The following is a 21,883-nucleotide window of genomic DNA, read 5'->3' as shown; positions in this document are numbered from 1 at the left end:
AAAAGAAGGAAAACTATTGTATAAGAGAAGAAAAGAAACAATAGAACGTAGCTTTGCGGATTCTAAACAAAATCACGGATACAGGTATGCACAATATAGAGGAAAAGCCAAAGTACAGTCGTACGCTTGGCTGTCTTGTTGCGTTCAAAATATGAAAACAATAGCATTAAGAGAGGTATAAAACCTCTTAATACTACTAAATTTTTGCCTTAAGGCTTATTTTTTTTGAAAAAAAATACCATAACATCAATACTAGCTTGATATTTCGGTATTTTTGTCAACAATCTGATATAGAGTAGAGATTATCTCTACTCTATATTTTTTATATAAATGTTGATATTATTAGCCAGAAATTTAAAATTATTAAAATTACTGTACAGATCCATGCAAGAATTTTCATCCATGGTTTAATAACGAATTCTCCCATAAGTTTTTTATCTGATGTATAAAGTGTTAATGGGATAATAGATATTGGAAGAGCGATACTTAAGAAAACTTGAGTATAAATTAGTAAGCTTTCTATAGCTTGTTCACTATCTCCAAAAATTATTAAACAAATAACAACAGGCATTACGGCTATTACACGTGTTAGCATTCTTCTAACCCACATAGGAAGTCTCAAATGAATAAAACCTTCCATAACTATTTGACCAGACAATGTACCAGTTATAGTAGAGTTTTGTCCAGATGCTAAAAGTGCTATAGCAAATAATACGCTAAGTACTGGTGAAGCAATAGTTCCAACTATACTACTATCTTGAAGAGCATTGTAAAGATCAGTAAAACGTCCTAAACTATCACCATGACCATAGAATAATGCAGCACCTAGAATTAGTAGTAAACAGTTAATAATAAAAGCAATTGAAAGTTGAATATTAGAATCTATAGTAGAAAATCTAATAGCTTCTCTTTTACTATTGTTATCTTTTCTATCGTAACGTCTTGCTTGGACAATAGAAGAGTGTAGGTAAAGGTTGTGCGGCATTACTGTTGCCCCAACAATACCTAATGCGATAAATAGTGCACCTTTATTGCCTACGACATCTTTATTAGGGATAAACCCTTTAATTAACTCCCCAGTATTAGGATTAGCTAATAAGACTTCGTAGAAGAAAATAATAAGTATTGTAAATATTAATGCAGATACTATAGCTTCAATTTTTCTAAAACCAAAATGTGCTAATAATAAAAGTAAAAATACATCAAATATAGTTATTATTACACCTAATAGTAGAGGTATACCAAATAATAGTTTTAATGCTACGGCACTACCGATTATTTCAGCAATATCTGTAGCCATAATCGCAAGCTCGGTAATAATCCAAAGAACAAATCCCATTTTCTTACCGGTATGTTTCCTAGTCGCTTGAGCTAAGTCCATACCAGTAACAATTCCTAGTCTAACGGACATTGACTGTAGTAACATTGCGATAAGATTTGATATAAGTATTACGAATAGTAAGCTATAAGCGTATTGGGCACCACCTGCGATAGAAGTAATCCAGTTACCGGGGTCCATATAACCAACAGCTACTAAGGCTCCTGGTCCGCTATAAGCTAGTACTTTTTTTAAAAAACTACCTTCTTTTGGAATCTCTACGGTGTTGTTTATTTCTTGAAGAGATAGTTGGTTTGCAGCCTCTAACTCTTCTTGACTCTTTCTTAAAAATTTATTTAAAAACATTCAATCACCTTTTCGAATTTAATAGTTAATACAAAATTATAACATCACTTTCCCTAAGACGAAAATTTTGCCTATAGAAAACTATAAATAATATTGTACTATAAAAATAATAAATTGTAAATTGATTTTGAAAATAACTAGAAAATTCTATGAAAAGAAATATAGTAAATAAAAAACTATCACTAAAACTCAATAGGAGCTTTAATGATAGTATTAAAATATTATAAAAATTGTGCTAGACAAACAACTAAAATAATAACTGGTAGTATATATCTTAGTAGGAATAGCCAAGATTTGAATAGTAATAGGCTAGTCTTATTGTCTTCTTTAACATGAAGTTCTCTCATAGCGACTTTTTTATCTAGTACATATCCTGTGAAAATAGATAAAGCTAGACAACCAAGTGGCATTAGTATATTTGATACTAAGAAATCCATAAGATCAAAGATTGTTTTTCCAAAGATTAAAGTATCTGATAAAGATCCATAAGATAAAGCTGATGGAATACCTACGATGAAAGTTAAGATACCAATAATGATACTGAATTTAGTTCTGTTTGTATTTCTTTGGTTAGTTATATTACCGACATTAATTTCTAACATAACAACTGAAGATGTAATAGTCGCAAATAAGAATAGTATTAAGAATAAAATATAGAATATTTTTCCAAATGCCATATTATTGAATAATTGTGGTAATACTATGAATAATAGACTAGGTCCACCTTCTGATTCCATACCAAAAGATGACATAGCTGGGAAAATAGCAAGTCCAGCCATAACAGATACCGCAATGTTCATAAGAACAACAGAGATACCTGATTGAACCATATCAGTCTTTTTATTAAGATATGATGCATAAGTTAACATTGCTGTAACCCCAATAGATAGGGCGAAGAATGATTGTCCAAGTGCGAATAAGATACCTGAAGTAGTAATCTTAGAAAAATCAGGTTTTAAGAAATATGTAACTCCGGCCATTGCATTTGGTAAAGTAAGTGATCTAATAATGATTATTATAAAAATAATGAATAGAAGAGGCATCATAATTTTAGATGCTTTTTCAATACCGTTTTGAACACCTTGAGATACAATAATTATATTTAATAAAATAAATAATGCTTGAGCTCCAAGAGCAATCCATGGATTTGAAATAATACTAGTGAATAATGCTGCGTGGTCTACAGTAGTGTGTAGGTGTAATGCATCCGCAATTGAAATACCTAAGTATACAAGAATCCATCCACCGATAACGCTATAGAATGAAAGTAGTATAAATAAAGCAAATCCACCAATATAACCTATAATATTATATTTTTTATTTTTTCCTAATTTACCGAAAGTTTTAATAGCTGATACACCAGCACCACGACCTAAAACAAATTCTGCAAGTAGTAATGGTAAACCGATTAATAATGTAAAAATTAGAAAGACTAATAAGAAACTTCCACCACCGTTAGCTGCAGTCATATACGGAAACTTCCATACTGCTCCTAGTCCAATAGCAGAACCAGCAGATGCAAGTATGAAACCAATTTTTGAACCCCATGTTGAATTTTCTGACATAAAATTTTTCCTCCTAAAGAATAGTTAATAATAAAAAGCTATTTAGTATTAAACTAAATAGCTCTAAATAAATATATATTAATACTCAAAGCCATTTAGTTTAATACCAATGGCCTGAAAACAAACTTAACTAGCCATTGTAGACGCTTCGTTGCACTTACATCTACAATGAGTATAGATATAAGTGCTGCTAAAATGGCACGAAAAAGTATTCTCTTTTAGTTAAGTTTAAAATTTTCATGAGAGTAGCTCCTTAAATAATTGTTGATAAAATATTAACATTTATCAGAAAATTTGTCAATAATTTTCTGAAAAAAATACAATGAAAATGTTTTAGCATAAAAAAACTGTATAAAATTAATTTATACAGCTTTTATTATTTTTATAGAGTGTGATTATTCGTTATCTAATTGAAGGTATACAACTTGAGTAGTTAGGTATTCTTCTAGACCATGTTTACCGTCAGCTCCGCCGATACCTGATTTACGACGTCCAGCATGGAATCCTTGCATAGCTTCAAAGTTTTCACGGTTAACATAAGTTTCACCGAATTTTAGGCCATTAATAGCTTTGAATGCAGTATTCAAATTATTAGTATATACAGATGAAGTTAATCCATATTCAGAATCGTTAGCATATTCTAATACTTCATCTAAAGTGCTAAATGTAGCGATAGGAATAACAGGTCCAAATGTTTCTTCTTTCATAATGCTCATTTCATTAGTAACATTTGTTAATACAGTAGGTCCGTAGAAGTAACCAACTTGTTCTTTATCAACTTCTCCGCCATAAGCAAGAGTAGCCCCTTGTTTAACAGCGTAAGATACTTTTTCAATTACTTTTTTAAGAGCACGTTTTTCGATAAGTGGACCGTAGTCTAATCCGCGTTCTTTATTAGGGTCACCAAATTTAACTTTATCTAATTCAGCGAATAAAATTTGTTCGAATTCTTCTTTTACGCTTTCGTGAACATATACTCTTTCTGCACAGTTACAAACTTGTCCAGAGTTAATTACACGTGATGCAATAATAGCTTTTGCAGCAAGGTGTAAATCTGCATCTGCAAATACGATAGCTGGAGCTTTACCACCAAGTTCTAATGAAACATTAGTAATATTTTCAGCAGCAGCGCGCATTACTTCTTGTCCTGCAGCAAGGCTACCTGTTAAGCTAACTAATCCAACTTTTGGATGAGAAGCTAATCTATTTCCTACAACAGATCCACGTCCGTGAATAATGTTAAGAACACCTTTTGGAAGTCCAACTTCGATACAAATTTCAGCAAAAATGTGAGCATTGATAGGAGTTAGTTGGCTTGGTTTTAAAACAATAGTGTTACCTGTAAGTAGAGCAGGTGCAGCTTTTCTAGCAATTAAGAAAAATGGGAAGTTCCATGGTAAGATACCAGTAGTAACTCCGTGAGGGCGTTTGAATACTAAGATATGCTCGTCTTTTCTATCACTTTGAACGATTTCTCCCTCATATCTTCTAGCCCATTCAGCCATATAATCAAGGTAGTCAGCTGTAAATAGTACTTCTACTTTTGCTAATTCAAAAGTTTTACCACCTTCATCAACGATTGCTTGTGTAATTTCAGGTTCTCTTTGACGAATTCTGTCTGCAATTTTTTTCAAATATGCACCACGTTCAATTGCTGGTAGTTTCTCCCATGATTTTTGTGCGATATCAGCAGCGTTAATAGCGCGGTCAACATCTTTACAGTTACCAGCAGGTATTTTAGCGATAACTTCTTCTGTCGAAGGGTTTAAAACTTTAAGATACTCATGATTAAAATGTTCTTCAAATTCTCCATTTATAAACATTTTTAAAACTCTAACTTCAGTCATAGCATAATTCTCCTTAGAATGTATATATTATAAAAGTAAACGTTATCATTACTTATATGTAAATTATATCGCAAAAAAATTCTAAAAACAACTATTTTTTCTCAAATTTAATTAATATTTTAATTTTTTAAAGCTTTACACCTTTATTTATAAAAAAAAATTTATAATGAAATACAATTTTTATATTCAGAGTAACAATAGTTTGGCTTACTTATATAATCATAATTAACAAGGAGATTAAGGTTTAGTAGAAACTGTATTATTGTTTTTAATATAATTACTATAACAAAGATAGTTATTAATAGTTGTCTTAAAACTGCTATAGTATTTATTGGGTAAGGTATAATAATAAATGGAAAAATAGTAAATTTTATTTTTTAGGTTTTAGTTATAAAAAAATAGTATTGAAAATAACAAAAATATGAAAAAAATTTAAGTAAAAGTATTAGCATAATGTATGTATTTAGTGGTATAATTTATAGTAAGAAAAACTAGGAGGTTCAGTTTGATGAAACAAAATATCGGAGTTATCGGATTATCTGTTATGGGTAGTAACCTAGCATTAAATATTGCGGATAATGGGTACAAAGTAGCGGTGTTTAACAGAACAACATCAGTTGTTGATAAAATGTTAGAAGAACACCCACACAAAAATGTAGAAGGAAAATACTCATTACAAGAGTTAGTGGATAGTCTAGAAACACCAAGAAAAGTTGTTTTAATGGTAAAAGCTGGTTTTGCAGTAGATAGCTTAATCGAACAATTAACACCACTTTTAGATAAAGGAGATATCATTATTGATGGTGGAAACTCATTCTTCAAAGATACACAAAGAAGATATGATTTATTATTAGAAAAAGGAATTAACTTCTTTGGTGTAGGAGTTTCTGGTGGAGAAGAAGGTGCAAGATTCGGTCCTGCATTAATGCCTGGTGGAGACGAAAAAGCTTATGAAGAAATTCGTCCTATTTTAGAAGCTATCGCAGCAAAAGTTAATAATATCCCATGTTGTAGTTATACTTCAACAGGAGGAGCTGGACACTATGTAAAAATGGTTCACAATGGTATAGAGTACGGAGATATGCAACTTATCTCTGAAGCTTATCAAGTACTAAAACACTTAGGTGGATTTAGCAACGAAGAACTACAAGCTACTTTCGAAGAGTGGAATAAAGGTGAATTAGAATCTTATTTAATCGAAATTACTGCTAATATCTTTAAAGTAAAAGAAGAAGATGGTTCATACCTAGTTGATAAAATTTTAGATAAATCTCAACAAAAAGGTACAGGTAAATGGACTAATGAACAAGCTATTGATTTAGGAATAGATGTTTCAGTAATTACAGCAGCATTAAACGGAAGATATATGTCTAACCTTAAAGAAGAAAGAGTAAAAGCTGAAAAAGAATTTGCTCGTCCAGCATATAAAACTGTAAGTGATAAAGAACGCCTTAAAGATATAGTAAGAGATGCATTATTTATTTCTAAAATAGTATCTTATGCTCAAGGATTTAAATTATTACAAGCAGCTGAAAAAGAATATAATTGGACATTTGATTATGCTCAAATAGCTAAAATCTTCCGTGGAGGATGTATTATCCAAGCTAAGATTTTACAAAATATTATCGAAGCATATCAAAACAATCCTAAATTAGAAAATCTTATTTTTGACCCATTCTTCAAAAATATTATTGAAACAAGACAAGATAATTTACGTGAAGTAGCTGCATTAGCTATTACTAACAGATTACCATTAAGTGCTATGACTTCAGCAGTATCATACTTAGATATTTACACAACTGCAAATAGTGGAGCAAACTTAATTCAAGCACAACGTGATTATTTTGGAGCACACACATTTGAAAGAACTGATAAAGAAGGTAACTATCACTATGACTGGGTTGGAAACAATGAAAAATAGAAATGCAATAACTCTATTTGGTGGGACAGGAGACCTAACATATAGAAAATTATTACCTGCGTTATATAATCTAGATGTCCTTGGGCAACTAGATGACGAATTTAAAATTATTGTAATTGGTCGTAGACCATATACACCTGATCAATATATAGAGATAGCTCGTGATTGGGTAAAAGAACATGCTAGAACAAAATTTGATGAGGAACAATTTAGCTCATATTCTCGAAGAATAATTTACTTCAAGATGGACATGACAGATGAAGAGGAATATCGCATATTACAAATGTTTTATAATCTAATGCGCATAGATCAACACGTGTATTACTATGCGGTTGCACCATCTTTCTTCCTTACAATTACAAGAGGATTAAAAAAATATTGTTCTGAAAACAATGCAAAAGTAATAGTAGAAAAACCATTTGGTGAAAACTTAGAAAAAGCGGGAATGTTAAATGATGAGCTAGCTGAGTTCTTCGGACAAGATGAAATCTATCACATAGATCATTATTTAGGAAAAGAGATGATCCAAAATATACTATCTCTTCGCTTTAAAAATATTATCTTTAAAGGAATCTGGAATAAAGATTTTGTAGAAAATATCCAAATTACTGCTGCGGAAACAGTAGGAGTAGGAACAAGAGCTAGCTATTATGACAAAAGTGGAGCTTTAAAAGATATGGTGCAAAACCATTTACTACAAGTGCTATCTATAGTTGCAATGGAAGAGCCTAAAGAAGAAGGTAGCCAAGGAATACATGATAGTCAACTTGAGCTTCTTTCTGCGATTAAACCTATAGACAATGTTAATGATAGCCTAGTTATGGCTCAATATGAAGGATATTTAGATGAAGAAAATATATCTAAAGATTCTAAAACAGAAACTTATGCAGCGTTAAAACTATTTGTTGATAATGAACGCTGGGATGGAGTACCTTTCTTCATAAGAACAGGTAAAAAATTAGGCGATAGAGAAACACAAGTAGTAGTTCAATTTAAATCTATCGATAATGCTCCTGGGAATGTATTAGTTATAAAAATACAACCAGATGAAGGAGTATACTTCCAGTTTAATGCGAAAAAACCTGGAACTGAACAAGAACTTCAACCAATATCATTAGATTTTTGTCAGAGTTGTATATTAGAAAATAGAATGAATACTCCTGAAGCATATGAAAGACTACTATATGCATGCTTCAAAGGAGATAGATCGCTATTCTCACAATGGGATCAAATAGTAGTATCTTGGACTTTTGTTAATGATTTATTAGCTAAGTACCATGAACAAGGAGCTCCTTTATATACTTATCCTCAAGGTTCTATGGGGCCAAAAGAAGCGGATGAGTTTGTGAATTGGATAAAGAAGTAATATAGGAAAGATATATTCTGTAGTTTATTAACTATGGAATATATCTTTTTAATATACATTTATAAAAATATAATAATCTTGAGTTTACGTTAAAGGGAAAATTGTAGTATAATGAAATATAAACAAAAATATAAATTGCAATAAGGAGAATAATAATGAGATTATTAGATTCTATGCTAGAATATAATGAGTATTTTGTGAAATTTGAAGAATACCAAAAATATAAAACAGAAGATAAATATCCGGCAAAAAGAGTAGTTATGTTTACTTGTATGGATACTAGATTAGTTGAGCTTGCGACGAAATCACTAAATTTATCCCAAGGTGATGTTAAAGTAGTAAAAAATGCTGGAGCAATTCTGACACATCCTTTTGGTTCTATTATGCGTAGTTTAATTATTGCAGTACATATGTTAAAAGCTGATGAGATTATAGTAATGGGCCACCATGATTGTGGTATGCAAAATATTAATACTGATTTAATATTAGAAAAAATGAAAGAACGTGGAGTATCAGAAGAAACACTAGATATACTCCAATATTCAGGTTTAGACCTTAGCAAATGGTTACATGGTTTTGATGATGTTAAAGAAAGTGTAACGCATGATGTTAACATGATATGTAATCACCCACTTATTCCGAATGATGTTCCTGTTCATGGGCTAGTTATTAATCCAGATGATGGGAAAGTGGATTTAGTAGTAAATGGTTATGATAATATAAAAGACTAGAAGGGAGAATAACATGAAAAAAATTTTAGTTATAAATACTGGTGGAACTATTTCTATGAGTGAAGATCATACTACGGGGAAGGTATCACCTAATAAAGATAATCCTTTAAATGAAGGTGGCAATATTTTTTCTTATATAGGAGATATAGATGTAGAGGTACTATACAATCTGCCTTCTCCTCAAATTACTGAAAAAGAAATGTTAGGGATTAAATTAAGAATCTTAAAAGCTGTTGAAGAAGGATATAATGGTGTTGTAGTTACTCATGGAACTGATACACTAGAAGAAACTGCATATTATCTAGAGTTAACTTTAGATGTAAATATTCCTATAGTTATAACTGGTGCTATGCGTTCTAGTAATGAGATAGGGTCAGATGGTTTAGCTAATTTACGTAGTGCTCTTGTAGTTGCAGCAAGTGATGAGAGTGTAGATAAAGGTGTTCTAGTTGTTATGAATGATGAGGCACATACTGCTACATACGTGACTAAAACTCACACAACTAATGTAGCAACATTCCAAACACCAACTTTTGGTCCTGTAGGATTAGTTTCAAAAAATGAAGTTATTTACTTCCAAAAACTCATTAACCAAGAACATTATGATGTTAGAAAAAATAGTAAAAAAGTATATTTATTAAAAGCGTATGCCGGAATGAGTGGTGAGCTTATAGATGCTGTAAGAGAGCTTGGTGCAGATGGTCTAGTTATTGAAGCTCTTGGTGCAGGAAATCTCCCTCCTAAAACAGTTCCCGCAGTTATAAAATGTTTAGAAAGTGGCATGCCAGTTGTATTTGTATCACGTGCATTTAACGGAGTCACACAAGATGTATATGACTATGAAGGTGGAGGAAAAAGATTCCATCAAAATGGCGTAATTTTCACTACAGGTCTAAGTGGTCAAAAAGCTAGAATAAAACTACTTGTTTTATTAGAAGAGGGTATAGAAAATTCAAAATTAAGAGATTTATTTTAATAGAAACATAGCGTAGTATAAAATTAATATATTACGCTATTTTTTTATAAAAAAGGATAACTATATAGAGAAAATCTTTACAAAGTTGAATATTTCTTCTAAATATGGTAGTATAGAAAGGGATTTTAGTTTGAAAAGAGGTGTAACATTGAAATTTAAATATCATAAATCATATAGAGGTTTTTATCTATTAGATGGAGATAAATTTAAACGTCCTTATAAAAAGTTAGATCAAGAAAAAACTATAGAAAAAGTAGGGGAATTAAATTTTTCTAAGAAGGAAATTATAGATATAGAAGATAAGTTTGTAGTTTTCGTTGATAAAAAAGAGAAGTCAAAAAAAGCGGAAGAGATAAAACAAACTAATAAAAAAATTAAAACGAAAAAAACAGTTGATACTGACGCTCTAAATATAAATAGCTTAGAATTAAGATATCAAATTCCAGCTCAAATACTAGAACATCTTTATAGTACAATTAGTAAAGATACAAAAAACGCAGAGAAGCACTTTATGTCTGTATTATCAGTAATAGAAAATATTACACAAGTAGATGGTGTATTCTTCTCAAAAGTTAAAAAAATATTTTACTATAATTCAAAAGAGCTAAGTCTAATATTAGATAGATACAATCTTAATAATATTAAAATAGAGGGGCTTAAAAAAGAAGTAGAACTTGATTATCCAAGTCAATATATTTCAGATTTACCAGTAGATTATAAAGAATATGAGATGATTTTTGTCTTCTATTTCATTATATTAGTTGAATTGTTAGCGGTTTTAAAATAGAAAATAAATTTTTTGATAGATTTTTAGCTTAAACTCTTGATTTTTCAAGATTCGTTTGTTATAATCTAATCAGAAAGTTTATTTTTTTACCTCAAGTTGGTCGTTTTTCGACCGAACAGGACGAAAAGCGTCCAGCGAAATAAAAATTGAAGTGAGAAACATAATAAAACTTTCAATTACATAGGGGAATAAGAAGATGGATATTTTACATTTGTTACATATGCAAAATAAACTTATACCTGAGATGTTTGCTAAATTTAATAGTAGATATGCACTATTACTTACGATTAAGGTTAATCAACCTGTTGGAAGAAAGACACTATTAAATTTTGTAGATATGACAGAAAGGCAATTACGAACTGAATGTGAAGTGTTATCTAAATTAGGTTTAATTATTAAAAAATCAACTGGAATGCGTATCACAGAAAAAGGTGAAGAACTTTTATTAGAAATAAAAGACTCGCTAGTTAACGATGCGTTCGCAGAAGAAAAGAAACTATTAAGAAAACACTTTTCAGTAAAAGAAGTACATATAATTGCGGGTGACTTCATAAATAATGAAGGTACTAGAGAAGAAATGACTGAACTTCTTTTAGATAAGGTTAATGAAAAAATTACCAAAGAGTGCGTAATTGGTGTTAGTGGTGGAAGTACAATGTACTATGTAACTAGTAAAACTGATGAAACATTTGGTTATGGTAAAGATGTCACTATAACACCTATAAGAGGTGGCTTATCCGTTGTAAATACAGAATATCAAGCGAATAATATAGCGTCAAAAATGGCTAGAAATTCTGGAAATAAATATCAACTGTTACATGCACCGGATAACTTAGGACAAAAAGCATTAGATGAACTGAAAAAAGAACCAGTTGTAAAAAATGCTTTGGATGTCATAAGCAAAACATCAATAATTATCCATAGTATAGGGAATGCTTTTGAAATGGCTTATAGAAGAAAATCATCTAAAGAAATTTTGAAGGTGTTGGAAGAGAAAAAAGCTGTTTGTGAATCATTCGGAAGTTACTTTGATGAGAGCGGCAGTGAAGTATTTAAAACCTCTACTATAGGTATGAGTTTTAAAGATGTTAATGGCATTGATAATGTCTTTACAATAGTTGGTGGTGAAGATAAAGCGGATGCGGTATTTAGTTATTTAAATACTAAACCTGCAAACATGACACTAATTATTGATGAGGCAATTTGCAAAAAAATTATAAATAAAGTTAATAAAATAAAATAGGAGGACTTTTATAAAATGACAGTAAAAGTAGCAATTAACGGATTTGGACGTATTGGACGTCTAGCATTAAGAAGAATTCAAAACGTAGAAGGAATTGAAGTTGTAGCAATTAACGACTTAACTCCAGTTAACCAATTAGTACACTTATTAAAATATGATACAACTCAAGGACGTTTCCAAGGTGAAGTATTTGAGAAAAACGGAAGCCTAATCGTAAACGGTAAAGAAATCAAAGGATTTGCTAATCCAAACCCAGCTGAACTTCCATGGGGAGAATTAGGAATTGACGTAGTATTAGAATGTACTGGTTTCTTCACTTCTAAAGAAAAAGCTGAAGCTCACATCCAAGCAGGAGCTAAAAAAGTTGTTATCTCTGCACCAGGTGGAAATGACATCAAAACTATCGTATACAACGTAAACCACGAAACTTTAGATGGAACAGAAACAGTTATCTCAGGTGCTTCTTGTACAACTAACTGTTTAGCTCCAATGGCTAAAGCTTTACACGATAACTTCACAGTAGTTGAAGGATTAATGACTACAATCCACGGATACACTGGAGACCAAAACACTCTTGACGCTCCTCACCGTGGTGGAGACTTACGTCGTGCTCGTGCAGCAGCTGAAAACATCGTTCCTAACACAACTGGTGCTGCTAAAGCAATCGGATTAGTAATTCCAGAATTAAACGGAAAATTAGATGGAGCTGCACAACGTGTACCAGTACCAACTGGATCATTAACTGAATTAGTAGCTGTAGTTGAAAAAACTGTAACAGCTGAAGAAGTTAACGCTGCAATGCAAGCTGCTTCTAACGAATCATTCGGATACAATGTAGACCCAATCGTGTCTTCTGATATCGTAGGAATTGAATTTGGATCATTATTCGATGCTACTCAAACAAAAGTATTAACAGTTGGAGACAAACAATTAGTTAAAGTTGTATCTTGGTACGACAACGAAATGTCTTACACTTCTCAATTAGTAAGAACATTAAAATACTTTGCAGGATTAATAAAATAATCTATAATATATAATAGGATGAATAGATAAGATATAAGTTTTAAAAAGCTTATATCTTGTCTCATATATTCTAATAAATAATAAAGGAGCTTTCCATGAAGAAATCTATCAAAGACTTAGGTAATTTACAAGGGAAAACTGTCTTAATGCGTGTTGACTTCAACGTGCCTTTAAAAGATGGTGAAATTACTAACGATAATCGTATTACAGCAGCATTACCAACTATTGAGTATGCTTTAAACCAAGGTGCAAAAGTAGTTGCGTTCTCTCACTTAGGACGTGTGAAAGAAGAAGCTGATAAAGCATCTAAAAGCTTAGCACCTGTAGCTAAAAGATTATCAGAATTATTAGGTAAAGAAGTAAAATTCGTACCTGAAACTCGTGGAGCTGAATTAGAAGCAGCTGTAAAAGAACTTAAAGATGGAGAAATCTTAATGTTCGAAAACACTCGTTTTGAAGATGTAGATGGTAAGAAAGAATCTAAAAATGATCCTGAACTTGCTAAATACTGGGCTTCATTAGGAGATGTATATGTTAATGATGCATTCGGTACGGCTCACCGTGCTCACGCATCAAACGTAGGTATCGCTTCTAACATTGGTGAAGGAAACTCTGCATCAGGATTCTTAGTTGATAAAGAAATTAAATTTATCGGTGGTGCAGTAGATAATCCAGAACGTCCACTAGTTGCAATCTTAGGTGGAGCAAAAGTATCTGATAAAATTGCAGTTATCGAAAACCTACTAGGAAAAGCTGATAAAGTAATTATCGGTGGTGGTATGGCTTATACATTTATGAAAGCCCAAGGTAAGGAAATCGGTAAATCACTTTGTGAAAATGACAAAGTTGACTACGCACGTGAACTTATGGAAAAAGCAGGAGATAAACTAATTTTACCAGTTGACACAGTAGTTGCTAAAGAATTTTCAAATGATGCACCTAGCCGTGTAGCAGAAAATGATATTCAACCAGATGAAGAAGGATTAGATATCGGACCAAAATCTGTTGAATTATTCAAAAACACTTTACAAGGTGCAAAAACTGTAATTTGGAATGGACCAATGGGTGTATTCGAAATGCCAAACTTTGCCAAAGGTACTATTGGGGTATGTGAAGCTATCGCACACTTAGAAGGTGCTACTACTATTATCGGTGGTGGAGATAGTGCTACGGCAGCGATTTCTTTAGGATATGCTGAAAAATTCTCTCACATTTCAACAGGTGGAGGAGCTTCATTAGAATATCTTGAAGGAAAAGTATTACCAGGTATCGATTCATTATCAGATAAATAATAATAAAAGAAAACTCAAGGAGAGTGAAATATATGACAAGAATACCATTTATAGCAGGAAACTGGAAAATGAATTTAACAGTTGCAGAAGCTCGTGAATTCGCTAAAGAAGTTGCAGGAAAAGTACCAGCAGCTACTAGCGTAGAATCAGCAATCTGTGCACCAGCTACTCACTTAGAAGCTTTAGTAGAATTAACTAAAGATAGTGAATTAAGCATCGGTGCTGAAAACTGTCACTTCGAACAAAGCGGAGCATACACAGGGGAAACTTCTCCTTACGTATTAAACGCTTTAGGAGTAAAATATGTTATACTAGGACACTCAGAACGCCGTGAATACTTCGGTGAAACTGATGAACTAATTAACAAAAAAACAAAAGCAGCATTTGCTAATGGATTAGTGCCTATCGTATGTTGTGGTGAAACACTAGAACAATACGAAGCAGGTCAAGCTGTAGATGTTATTACTGCTCAATTACAAGCTGATTTAGCAGGGTTAACTAAAGAGCAAGCTGAAAAATTAGTAGTTGCTTACGAGCCAATTTGGGCTATCGGAACAGGTAAATCTGCAACTAAAGAAGATGCACAAAAAATGTGTAAAGCAGTTCGTGATATCGTAGAAGGACTTTACGGAAAAGAAGTAGCTGATAAAGTTCGTGTTCAATACGGTGGATCAGTAAAACCTGAAAATGTAAAAGAATACTTAGCATGCCCAGACGTAGATGGAGCATTAGTAGGTGGAGCATCTCTAAAAGTTGATTCTTTCTTAGCACTTTTAGAAGGTGGAAAATTAGCTTAATTTAAGGTAAAAATAATATAATAATATAAATTTAAACAATAAGGAGAAAGTTAATGTTAGCAAAAACATTTGATATTATCGCAGAAGTATATGCAAGAGAAGTTTTAGATTCACGTGGTAACCCAACTGTAGAAGTTGAAGTAACAACTGAATCAGGTGCATTTGGACGTGCATTAGTACCATCAGGAGCATCAACTGGACAATATGAAGCAGTTGAATTACGTGATGGAGACAAAGGACGTTACCTAGGTAAAGGTGTAACTAAAGCTGTAACTAACGTTAATGAAGAAATTGCACCATTATTAGAAGGTAAATTCGACGTATTTGATCAAGTAGGAATAGACTACGCTATGATCGAATTAGACGGAACTGAAAACAAAGGACGTCTAGGAGCTAACGCAATCTTAGGTGTATCTTTAGCAGTAGCACACGCTGCAGCTGATGCATTAGGAGTACCTCTATACAGATACTTAGGAGGAACTAACTCTAAAGAATTACCAACTCCAATGATGAACATTGTAAATGGTGGATCTCACTCAGATGCTCCAATCGCATTCCAAGAGTTCATGATTTTACCAGTAGGAGCACCTACATTCAAAGAAGCATTACGTTGGGGAGCAGAAGTATTCCACAACTTAGCTAAATTATTACACGCTCGTGGATTATCAACTGCAGTAGGTGACGAAGGTGGATTCGCTCCAACATTCGAAGGAACTGAAGATGCTGTTGAAACAATCTTAGCTGCTATTAAAGCTGCTGGTTTAGAACCAGGTAAAGATGTATTCTTAGGATTCGACTGTGCTTCATCAGAATTCTACGAAAACGGAGTTTATAACTATGCTAAATTCGAAGGTGAAGGTGGAGCAAGCCGTACTTCAGCTGAACAAGTAGATTACTTAGAAGAATTAGTAAACAAATATCCAATCATTACTATCGAAGATGGTATGGATGAAAACGACTGGGAAGGATGGAGATTACTTACAGAACGTATCGGTGACCGTGTACAATTAGTAGGGGACGATTTATTCGTAACAAACACTAAAAAATTATCACAAGGTATCGAACAAGGTGTTGGTAACTCAATCTTAATCAAAGTTAACCAAATCGGTACATTAACAGAAACTCTAAATGCTATCGAAATGGCTAAACGTGCTCGTTACACAGCTGTTATCTCTCACCGTTCTGGTGAAACTGAAGATTCTACAATCTCAGATATCGCAGTTGCAACTAACGCAGGACAAATTAAAACAGGTTCTCTTAGCCGTACAGACCGTATTGCTAAATACAACCAATTATTACGTATTGAAGATGAATTAGATGTAACAGCTGAATACCCAGGTGTACAAGCATTCTACAACATCAAACGCTAATAAAATAGTATATGTCAATTAAGGGCTAGTAACTTAGGTTACTAGCTCTTTTCTTTTGTGATCTAAGGAGTGAATAATATTTAAAATAATTCAAGTAATTATAAATAAGAATAATCAAGTATTTTCTATTATAAAATTTTATTAAATACCAGATTAATAAAATAAAAAATAAAAGAAATGAATTTATAAAAATACTCATAATCGCCTGTATATACGGTATGAATGCTTTAGTAATTATTTTTAAAAAAAATATGTAAAATTATTATTAATTTAGTATTTTTTAATAGACAAAAACGCTCTAATATAGGATAATAGAAAATGGCGTTTTTATATGTATAATCGTAAAGAAAAAGATTGTATGGAGAAAGGAAAAATATATATTATGATAGGGAAAAATAATTATAAACTACACCTAGAAAAAGATGGAGAAAAAGTAACGCGTTACTCTATAAAAAAATTCACTGTTGGAACAGCATCGGTAGCTGTTGCAGCATCTATTTTCTTTGGTATGGGCAGTGTTGCTCATGCTGCAGAAGTAACTGAAGAAACTAGCACTAATAAAATAGAAATTAAACAAGAAAATAATTCAACGCTAGGTAATAATCAAAATACACAACAAATTAATAGTAAACCAGTAGTAACTGAGCAACCTACTTCAAAAGAAACAACAAATAAGGAAGTTGCTAATAAAGAAGTGACAGGAAAAGAAGTTGCTAATAAAGAAACTGTTAATAAAGAACTAACTAATCAAGAAACTACAGGAAAAGAAGTAACAGAAAAAGAAGTAGCTAGTGAAGAAAATGTTAATACAGAGATACCTAATAAAAAAAGAGGTAGAAAATCATTAGCAAGTGAAGAATCTAGTAATAAAGAATCAGAGAATGCTCCTGAAGTTGCTAAAAAAGAAGAAACAAATAAAAATGTTGAATCTAATCAAGAAGCAACTGAAGAAGTAGATAAAATTATGTTAGAGGTTGCTGTAAAAGAAGCAACTGAATTACAAAATGCTGAAAATGTTGATGAAAAAAGTAAAAATTCTTTAAGTAATGTTATTATAGAAGCTAACTCTGTACTGTACAAAAGAAATACAGATCAAAATGAAGTTGATGATATTACTAACAAAGTAAATAATATTATCGGAAAAGTTTTAGCTAAACAACTTGAAAATAAAGAAATAGCTAAAAGAGAAGAAAAAGAAACAGATAGCGATAGAGATACGAGAGCCCTTCCTGGAGTTGATATTAGAGGACTAAAAGGATGGATTGCTACTGGAGATACAATTAAAAATAGTGAGCATTATTTAAATGCAACACCAGCTCAAAGAAATGCATTAGACAAAGCGTTGGCAGAAGCAAAAAAAGTTTTAGCTGATAGAAGATCAAATCAGACTATAACTAATAATGTAACAAATGACCTTACACTAGAAGTTAAAAAATTGCAAAAAGTTGCTGTAACAAATAAAGGTCAATTAAATAATTTAATTAATGCTGATGCAGAATTTAAAGAAACAAATGCGAAATATTATAATGAAACTGATAAAGCCAAAGTAACTGCCTATAATAATGCTATAGCTGAAGGGAAAACAAAAGCAGCGAAAGCACCTATTTCACAAGCAGAAATAAATGCTATTGTAGCAAAAATCAATACTGCGAAAAATGCATTAAATGGAAAACCAACTGATTATTCAAAATTAAGAGAGCTTTATAATGAGATTGACTCAATAAAAAATAGTCCACAATATTATAATGCAGACGAAGTAGCACAAAGCGCTTATGAAGCAAATATAGATGATGTAAAAGCAGTAATTGAAGGTCTAGATAATGGTGAAGATAACCATACTTCACAAGAAAGTATTAATGAATTAATTAAATTTACGTTAGAGTCTAAAGGTGAATTAACTGGTCGTCCTACAGATAAAGCTGAATTACAAAATTTAGCAACAGAAAATAAAGAAGAAAATTCGAAATATTATAATGCAGACGCAGATAAAAAAGCTGCATATGATAAAGAAGTTGAAGCAGCAAAACAAGTATTATCAAAAGAAAATGCAACTCAAAAAGAAACAGATGCAGCAAAAGCTAAATTACAAGCGGCAAAAGATGCATTAAATGGTGCGCAAACAGATAAATCAAAATTACAAAAATTAGTAGAATTAAGTAACTCTGATGAAGTAACAAAAGATCCTAAGTATTATAATGCAAGTAAAGATGCATTGTTAAATTACTATAATGCAGTGAAAAAAGCAGAAGAAACATTAGCTAAACCAAATGCTACTCAAACTGAAATTGATAAAATGAAAGAAGAAGTAGAAGCGGCTAAAAATGCATTAGATGGACAACCAACAAATTATGAAGAGTTAAATAAACTAATAGCAGCTCAAAATACTATGCATAACGACCCTAAATACTTTAATGCTAGTGAAGCAGCTAAAAAAGAATATGATGATGCAATAGAAGAAGCTAAGAAATTAGCAAGTAACCCAGAAGCTTACCAAAAAAATGTTGATGAAACAGTAAAAAATCTTAAAGAAATTATTGAAGATTTAGATGGGAAAGCAACTGATAAAGATGCTCTACAAAAATTAGTAGATGAAAGTAATTCTAAAAATACAAATTATAAATACTATAATGCTTCTGGCGGAGAATTTATAGCTTATGATGAAGCGGTAGAAGAAGCAAAAGCAGTATTAGCTAAAGCAAATCCAACACAGGATGAAATAAATGCAGCAAAAGCTAAATTAGAAACAGCAAAAAATGAATTAGATGGACAACCAACTAATTTTGAAGGATTACAAGCCTATATAGATAAAGAAGAATCAGTTTTAAATAGTCACGAATTTTATAATGCAGATCCAGAGAAAAGAGCATTATATGAAAAACGTATAAAAGATGCTAAGGCATTACTAACAAAAGAAAATGTAACACAGAGTGATGTAGGAGGAATAGAAAGTTACTTATATTATATTGTAAAATCATTAGATGGTAAGGAAACAGATAAATCTGAATTATCTAAATTAGTAAAAGACTTAGAAAATAAAACTAAGGAAGACAAATATACTAAAGCAGAAGACTCTAGAAAATTTGTTTATGACTTAGCTGTAGAAGAGGCTCAAAAAGTCTTATCAAAAGAAAAAGCGACACAAGAAGAAGTTAATCTTGCGAAAAAACAATTAGCAGCTGCAAGAGATGCCTTAAACGGTGATAGAATACGTAGAGAAGATTTACAAACTCTAGTAGATGAAAGTAATAGCAAAGATAGCAATGAAAAATACTATAATGCTGATGACGATAGAAAAGTTGCGTATGATAGAGCTATTGAAGATGTGAAAGAACTATTAAGTAGAGAAAACATTTCTCAAGCTGAAATAGATGCAGCAAAAGAAAAAATAGATGCAGCAAAAGAAGCTCTAAATGGTAATCAGTCTACTAAAGAAAAACTAGAAATTTTAGTAAATGAGAGTAATGAAAAAGATAGTAATTCTACGTACTACAATGCTGATCCTGAGAAAAAATTAGCATATGATAAAGCTGAAGAAGAAGCTAAAAAAGTATTAGCGAAAGAAAATGTAACACAAAAAGAAATAGATGCAGCGAAAGCTAAATTGCAAGAAGCAAAAGATGCGTTAAATGGAACAGAAACTAATTCTGAAGAACTTAAGAAATTAGTTGATGAATCGTGGAAAACATATAGTTCTAGTAGAAGTTATAATGCAACAGAAGAAAAACAAGAAGCGCATTATAATGCAGTAGAAGCGGCTAGAGAACTATTATTAAAAGAAAATGTAACACAAGCAGAAGTAGATGCGGCAAAAGCAAAAGTACTAGAAACAGATGCTGCATTGGATGGAAAAGATACTGATTTTTCTAAATTCTGGCCACTGTATAATGAAATAGATGAAGTAAAAAATAGTCCAAAATATTATAATGCAGATGAAAGTGCTAAGAAACAATATGATCAAAGTGCCGAATTTGCAAAAATTCATGGAGCTAACCAAGGAAAAGGTAGTTCACTTACTCAAAAAGACTTAGATGGATTGATTGAATTTATAGAAGCTTCTAAGGCAGGGTTGAATGGAGAAGATACTAATAAGGCTCCATTACAAAGTTTAGCTGATGAAAGTAATACAAAAGATAGTAATGCAAAATACTATAATGCGGAAACAGCTAAGAAAACTGACTATGATAACGCGGTAAAAGAAGCCAAACAAGTTTTAGCTAAAGAAAATGCAACTCAAAAAGAAGTAGATGCTGTAAAAGCTAAATTACAGGCGGCAAGAGATGCACTTAATGGTGATAAAACTCAAAAAGAAAGACTACAAGTATTAGCTGATGAGAGTAATACAAAAGATAGTAATTCTAAATACTATAATGCAGATGCGGCTAAAAAAGCAGAATATGATAAAGCAGTAGAAGCGGCAAAAGCAGTGTTAGCTAAAGAAAATGCAACTCAAACAGAAATAGATGCCGCGAAAGCCAAATTAGAGGCGGCAAAAACAGCATTAAATGGTAAAGATACTAATAAAGCTCCACTACAAAGTTTAGCTGATGAAAGTGACGGAAAAGATTATAACCCTAATTACTACAATTCAGATACTGAAAAACAAGATGCATATAATGAAGCGGTAGAAGAAGCAAAAGCGGTATTAGCTAAGGAAAATGTAACACAAGCTGAGATAAACGCGTCTAAAGCTAAATTAGAAGCAGCTAAAAATGCATTGAATGGTAAAAATACAAATATTGAAGAATTATCAGAATTAGTCAAAGATAGTGAAATGAAAAATGGTTATAGCTATTACTACAATGCAGATGCAGACAAAAAAGAAGCTTATGATAAAGCAATAGAAGAAGCTAATAAAGCATTATCTAGAGATCATGTAAGGCAAGCGGAAGTAGATGCAGCAAAAGCTAAACTACAAGCAGCAAAAGATGCGTTAAATGGAGATAAAACTAATACAGAAATACTACAATCATTAGCTGATGAAAGTAAAACAAAAGATAGTAATGCTAAATACTACAATGCAGATGCTGACAAACAAGCTGAGTATAATAAAGCAGTAGAAGAAGCGAAAACTGTATTAGCTAAAGAAAATGTATCACAAGAAGAAGTAGATGCAGCGAAAGCTAAACTACAAGCAGCGAAAAGTGCGTTAAATGGAGCAGATACAAATAAAGAAGCTTTACAAAACTTAGCTGACGAAAGTAGTACAAAAGATACAAATTCTAAATACTACAACGCTGATGCAGACAAGCAAGCTGCATACAATAAAGCGGTAGAAGAAGCA

Annotated in this window: 14 protein-coding genes and 1 pseudogene; 12 read left to right on the top strand and 3 right to left on the bottom strand. The window is 31.8% G+C overall.

Features of this window, described 5'->3' with window-relative positions; genetic code table 11:
• Positions 1-169 (top strand): annotated as a pseudogene (locus T369_RS09535) (transposase); the annotation flags it as partial.
• Positions 170-322: 153 nt separating this feature from the next.
• Here T369_RS09535 and T369_RS0108445 read toward each other — a convergent pair.
• From T369_RS0108445 to aldA, 3 genes are all read right to left on the bottom strand, one after another.
• Positions 323-1,684, bottom strand: coding sequence for an Nramp family divalent metal transporter (locus T369_RS0108445; RefSeq protein ID WP_031554304.1), 1,362 nt, complete (start codon positions 1,682-1,684; stop codon positions 323-325).
• Positions 1,685-1,905: 221 nt separating this feature from the next.
• The gene (locus tag T369_RS0108440; RefSeq protein WP_031554301.1) at positions 1,906-3,249 is read right to left on the bottom strand and encodes a sodium-dependent transporter; all 1,344 of its coding nucleotides are present in this window, start codon (positions 3,247-3,249) and stop codon (positions 1,906-1,908) included.
• 395 nt (positions 3,250-3,644) lie between these two features.
• Positions 3,645-5,096 carry an aldehyde dehydrogenase gene (gene aldA, locus T369_RS0108435; RefSeq protein WP_031554297.1) on the bottom strand — a complete coding sequence of 484 codons (1,452 nt, stop codon included), beginning with the start codon at positions 5,094-5,096 and terminating at the stop codon, positions 3,645-3,647.
• A 505-nt stretch (positions 5,097-5,601) separates the two neighbouring features.
• On the opposite strand from aldA, the gene gnd reads away from it, so the two are divergent.
• From gnd to T369_RS0108380, 11 genes are all read left to right on the top strand, one after another.
• A complete protein-coding gene (gene gnd, locus T369_RS0108430; protein ID WP_233417897.1) occupies positions 5,602-7,017 on the top strand; it encodes a decarboxylating NADP(+)-dependent phosphogluconate dehydrogenase in 1,416 nt (471 codons plus the stop codon).
• Positions 6,989-8,383 carry a glucose-6-phosphate dehydrogenase gene (gene zwf / locus T369_RS0108425; protein ID WP_081821915.1) on the top strand — a complete coding sequence of 465 codons (1,395 nt, stop codon included), beginning with the start codon at positions 6,989-6,991 and terminating at the stop codon, positions 8,381-8,383. Before gnd ends, zwf begins: the two co-directional genes overlap by 29 nt.
• Positions 8,384-8,538: 155 nt before the next feature.
• A complete protein-coding gene (locus T369_RS0108420; protein ID WP_031554287.1) occupies positions 8,539-9,114 on the top strand; it encodes a beta-class carbonic anhydrase in 576 nt (191 codons plus the stop codon).
• A gap of 13 nt (positions 9,115-9,127) precedes the next feature.
• Positions 9,128-10,090 (top strand): asparaginase, encoded by a 963-nt coding sequence (locus T369_RS0108415; RefSeq protein WP_031554284.1) that lies wholly within the window; start codon positions 9,128-9,130, stop codon positions 10,088-10,090.
• 148 nt (positions 10,091-10,238) lie between these two features.
• Entirely contained in the window at positions 10,239-10,877 is a 639-nt protein-coding gene (locus T369_RS0108410; protein WP_031554281.1) for a hypothetical protein, read from the top strand.
• 196 nt (positions 10,878-11,073) lie between these two features.
• Entirely contained in the window at positions 11,074-12,120 is a 1,047-nt protein-coding gene (locus T369_RS0108405; protein ID WP_031554279.1) for a sugar-binding transcriptional regulator, read from the top strand.
• A 15-nt stretch (positions 12,121-12,135) separates the two neighbouring features.
• Positions 12,136-13,143, top strand: a complete 1,008-nt coding sequence (gene gap / locus T369_RS0108400) for a type I glyceraldehyde-3-phosphate dehydrogenase (RefSeq protein WP_006364124.1) — start codon at positions 12,136-12,138, stop codon at positions 13,141-13,143.
• 95 nt (positions 13,144-13,238) lie between these two features.
• Positions 13,239-14,435, top strand: coding sequence for a phosphoglycerate kinase (locus T369_RS0108395; protein ID WP_006364125.1), 1,197 nt, complete (start codon positions 13,239-13,241; stop codon positions 14,433-14,435).
• A gap of 32 nt (positions 14,436-14,467) precedes the next feature.
• Positions 14,468-15,232: a triose-phosphate isomerase gene (gene tpiA / locus T369_RS0108390; RefSeq protein ID WP_031554274.1), complete on the top strand. Its 765-nt coding sequence runs from the start codon at positions 14,468-14,470 to the stop codon at positions 15,230-15,232.
• 53 nt (positions 15,233-15,285) lie between these two features.
• On the top strand, positions 15,286-16,602 hold the full coding sequence (gene eno, locus T369_RS0108385; RefSeq protein ID WP_031554267.1) for a phosphopyruvate hydratase: 1,317 nt from the start codon (positions 15,286-15,288) through the stop codon (positions 16,600-16,602).
• A 358-nt stretch (positions 16,603-16,960) separates the two neighbouring features.
• A partial coding sequence (locus T369_RS0108380) for a YSIRK-type signal peptide-containing protein (RefSeq protein ID WP_162164970.1) occupies positions 16,961-21,883 on the top strand: 4,923 nt, incomplete at its 3' end.

The organism is Gemella sanguinis ATCC 700632 (assembly GCF_000701685.1).
Taxonomy (GTDB): domain Bacteria; phylum Bacillota; class Bacilli; order Staphylococcales; family Gemellaceae; genus Gemella; species Gemella sanguinis.
The sequence above is the reverse complement of the archived record's forward strand: the minus strand, read 5'-3'. Positions and strand labels throughout refer to the sequence as shown.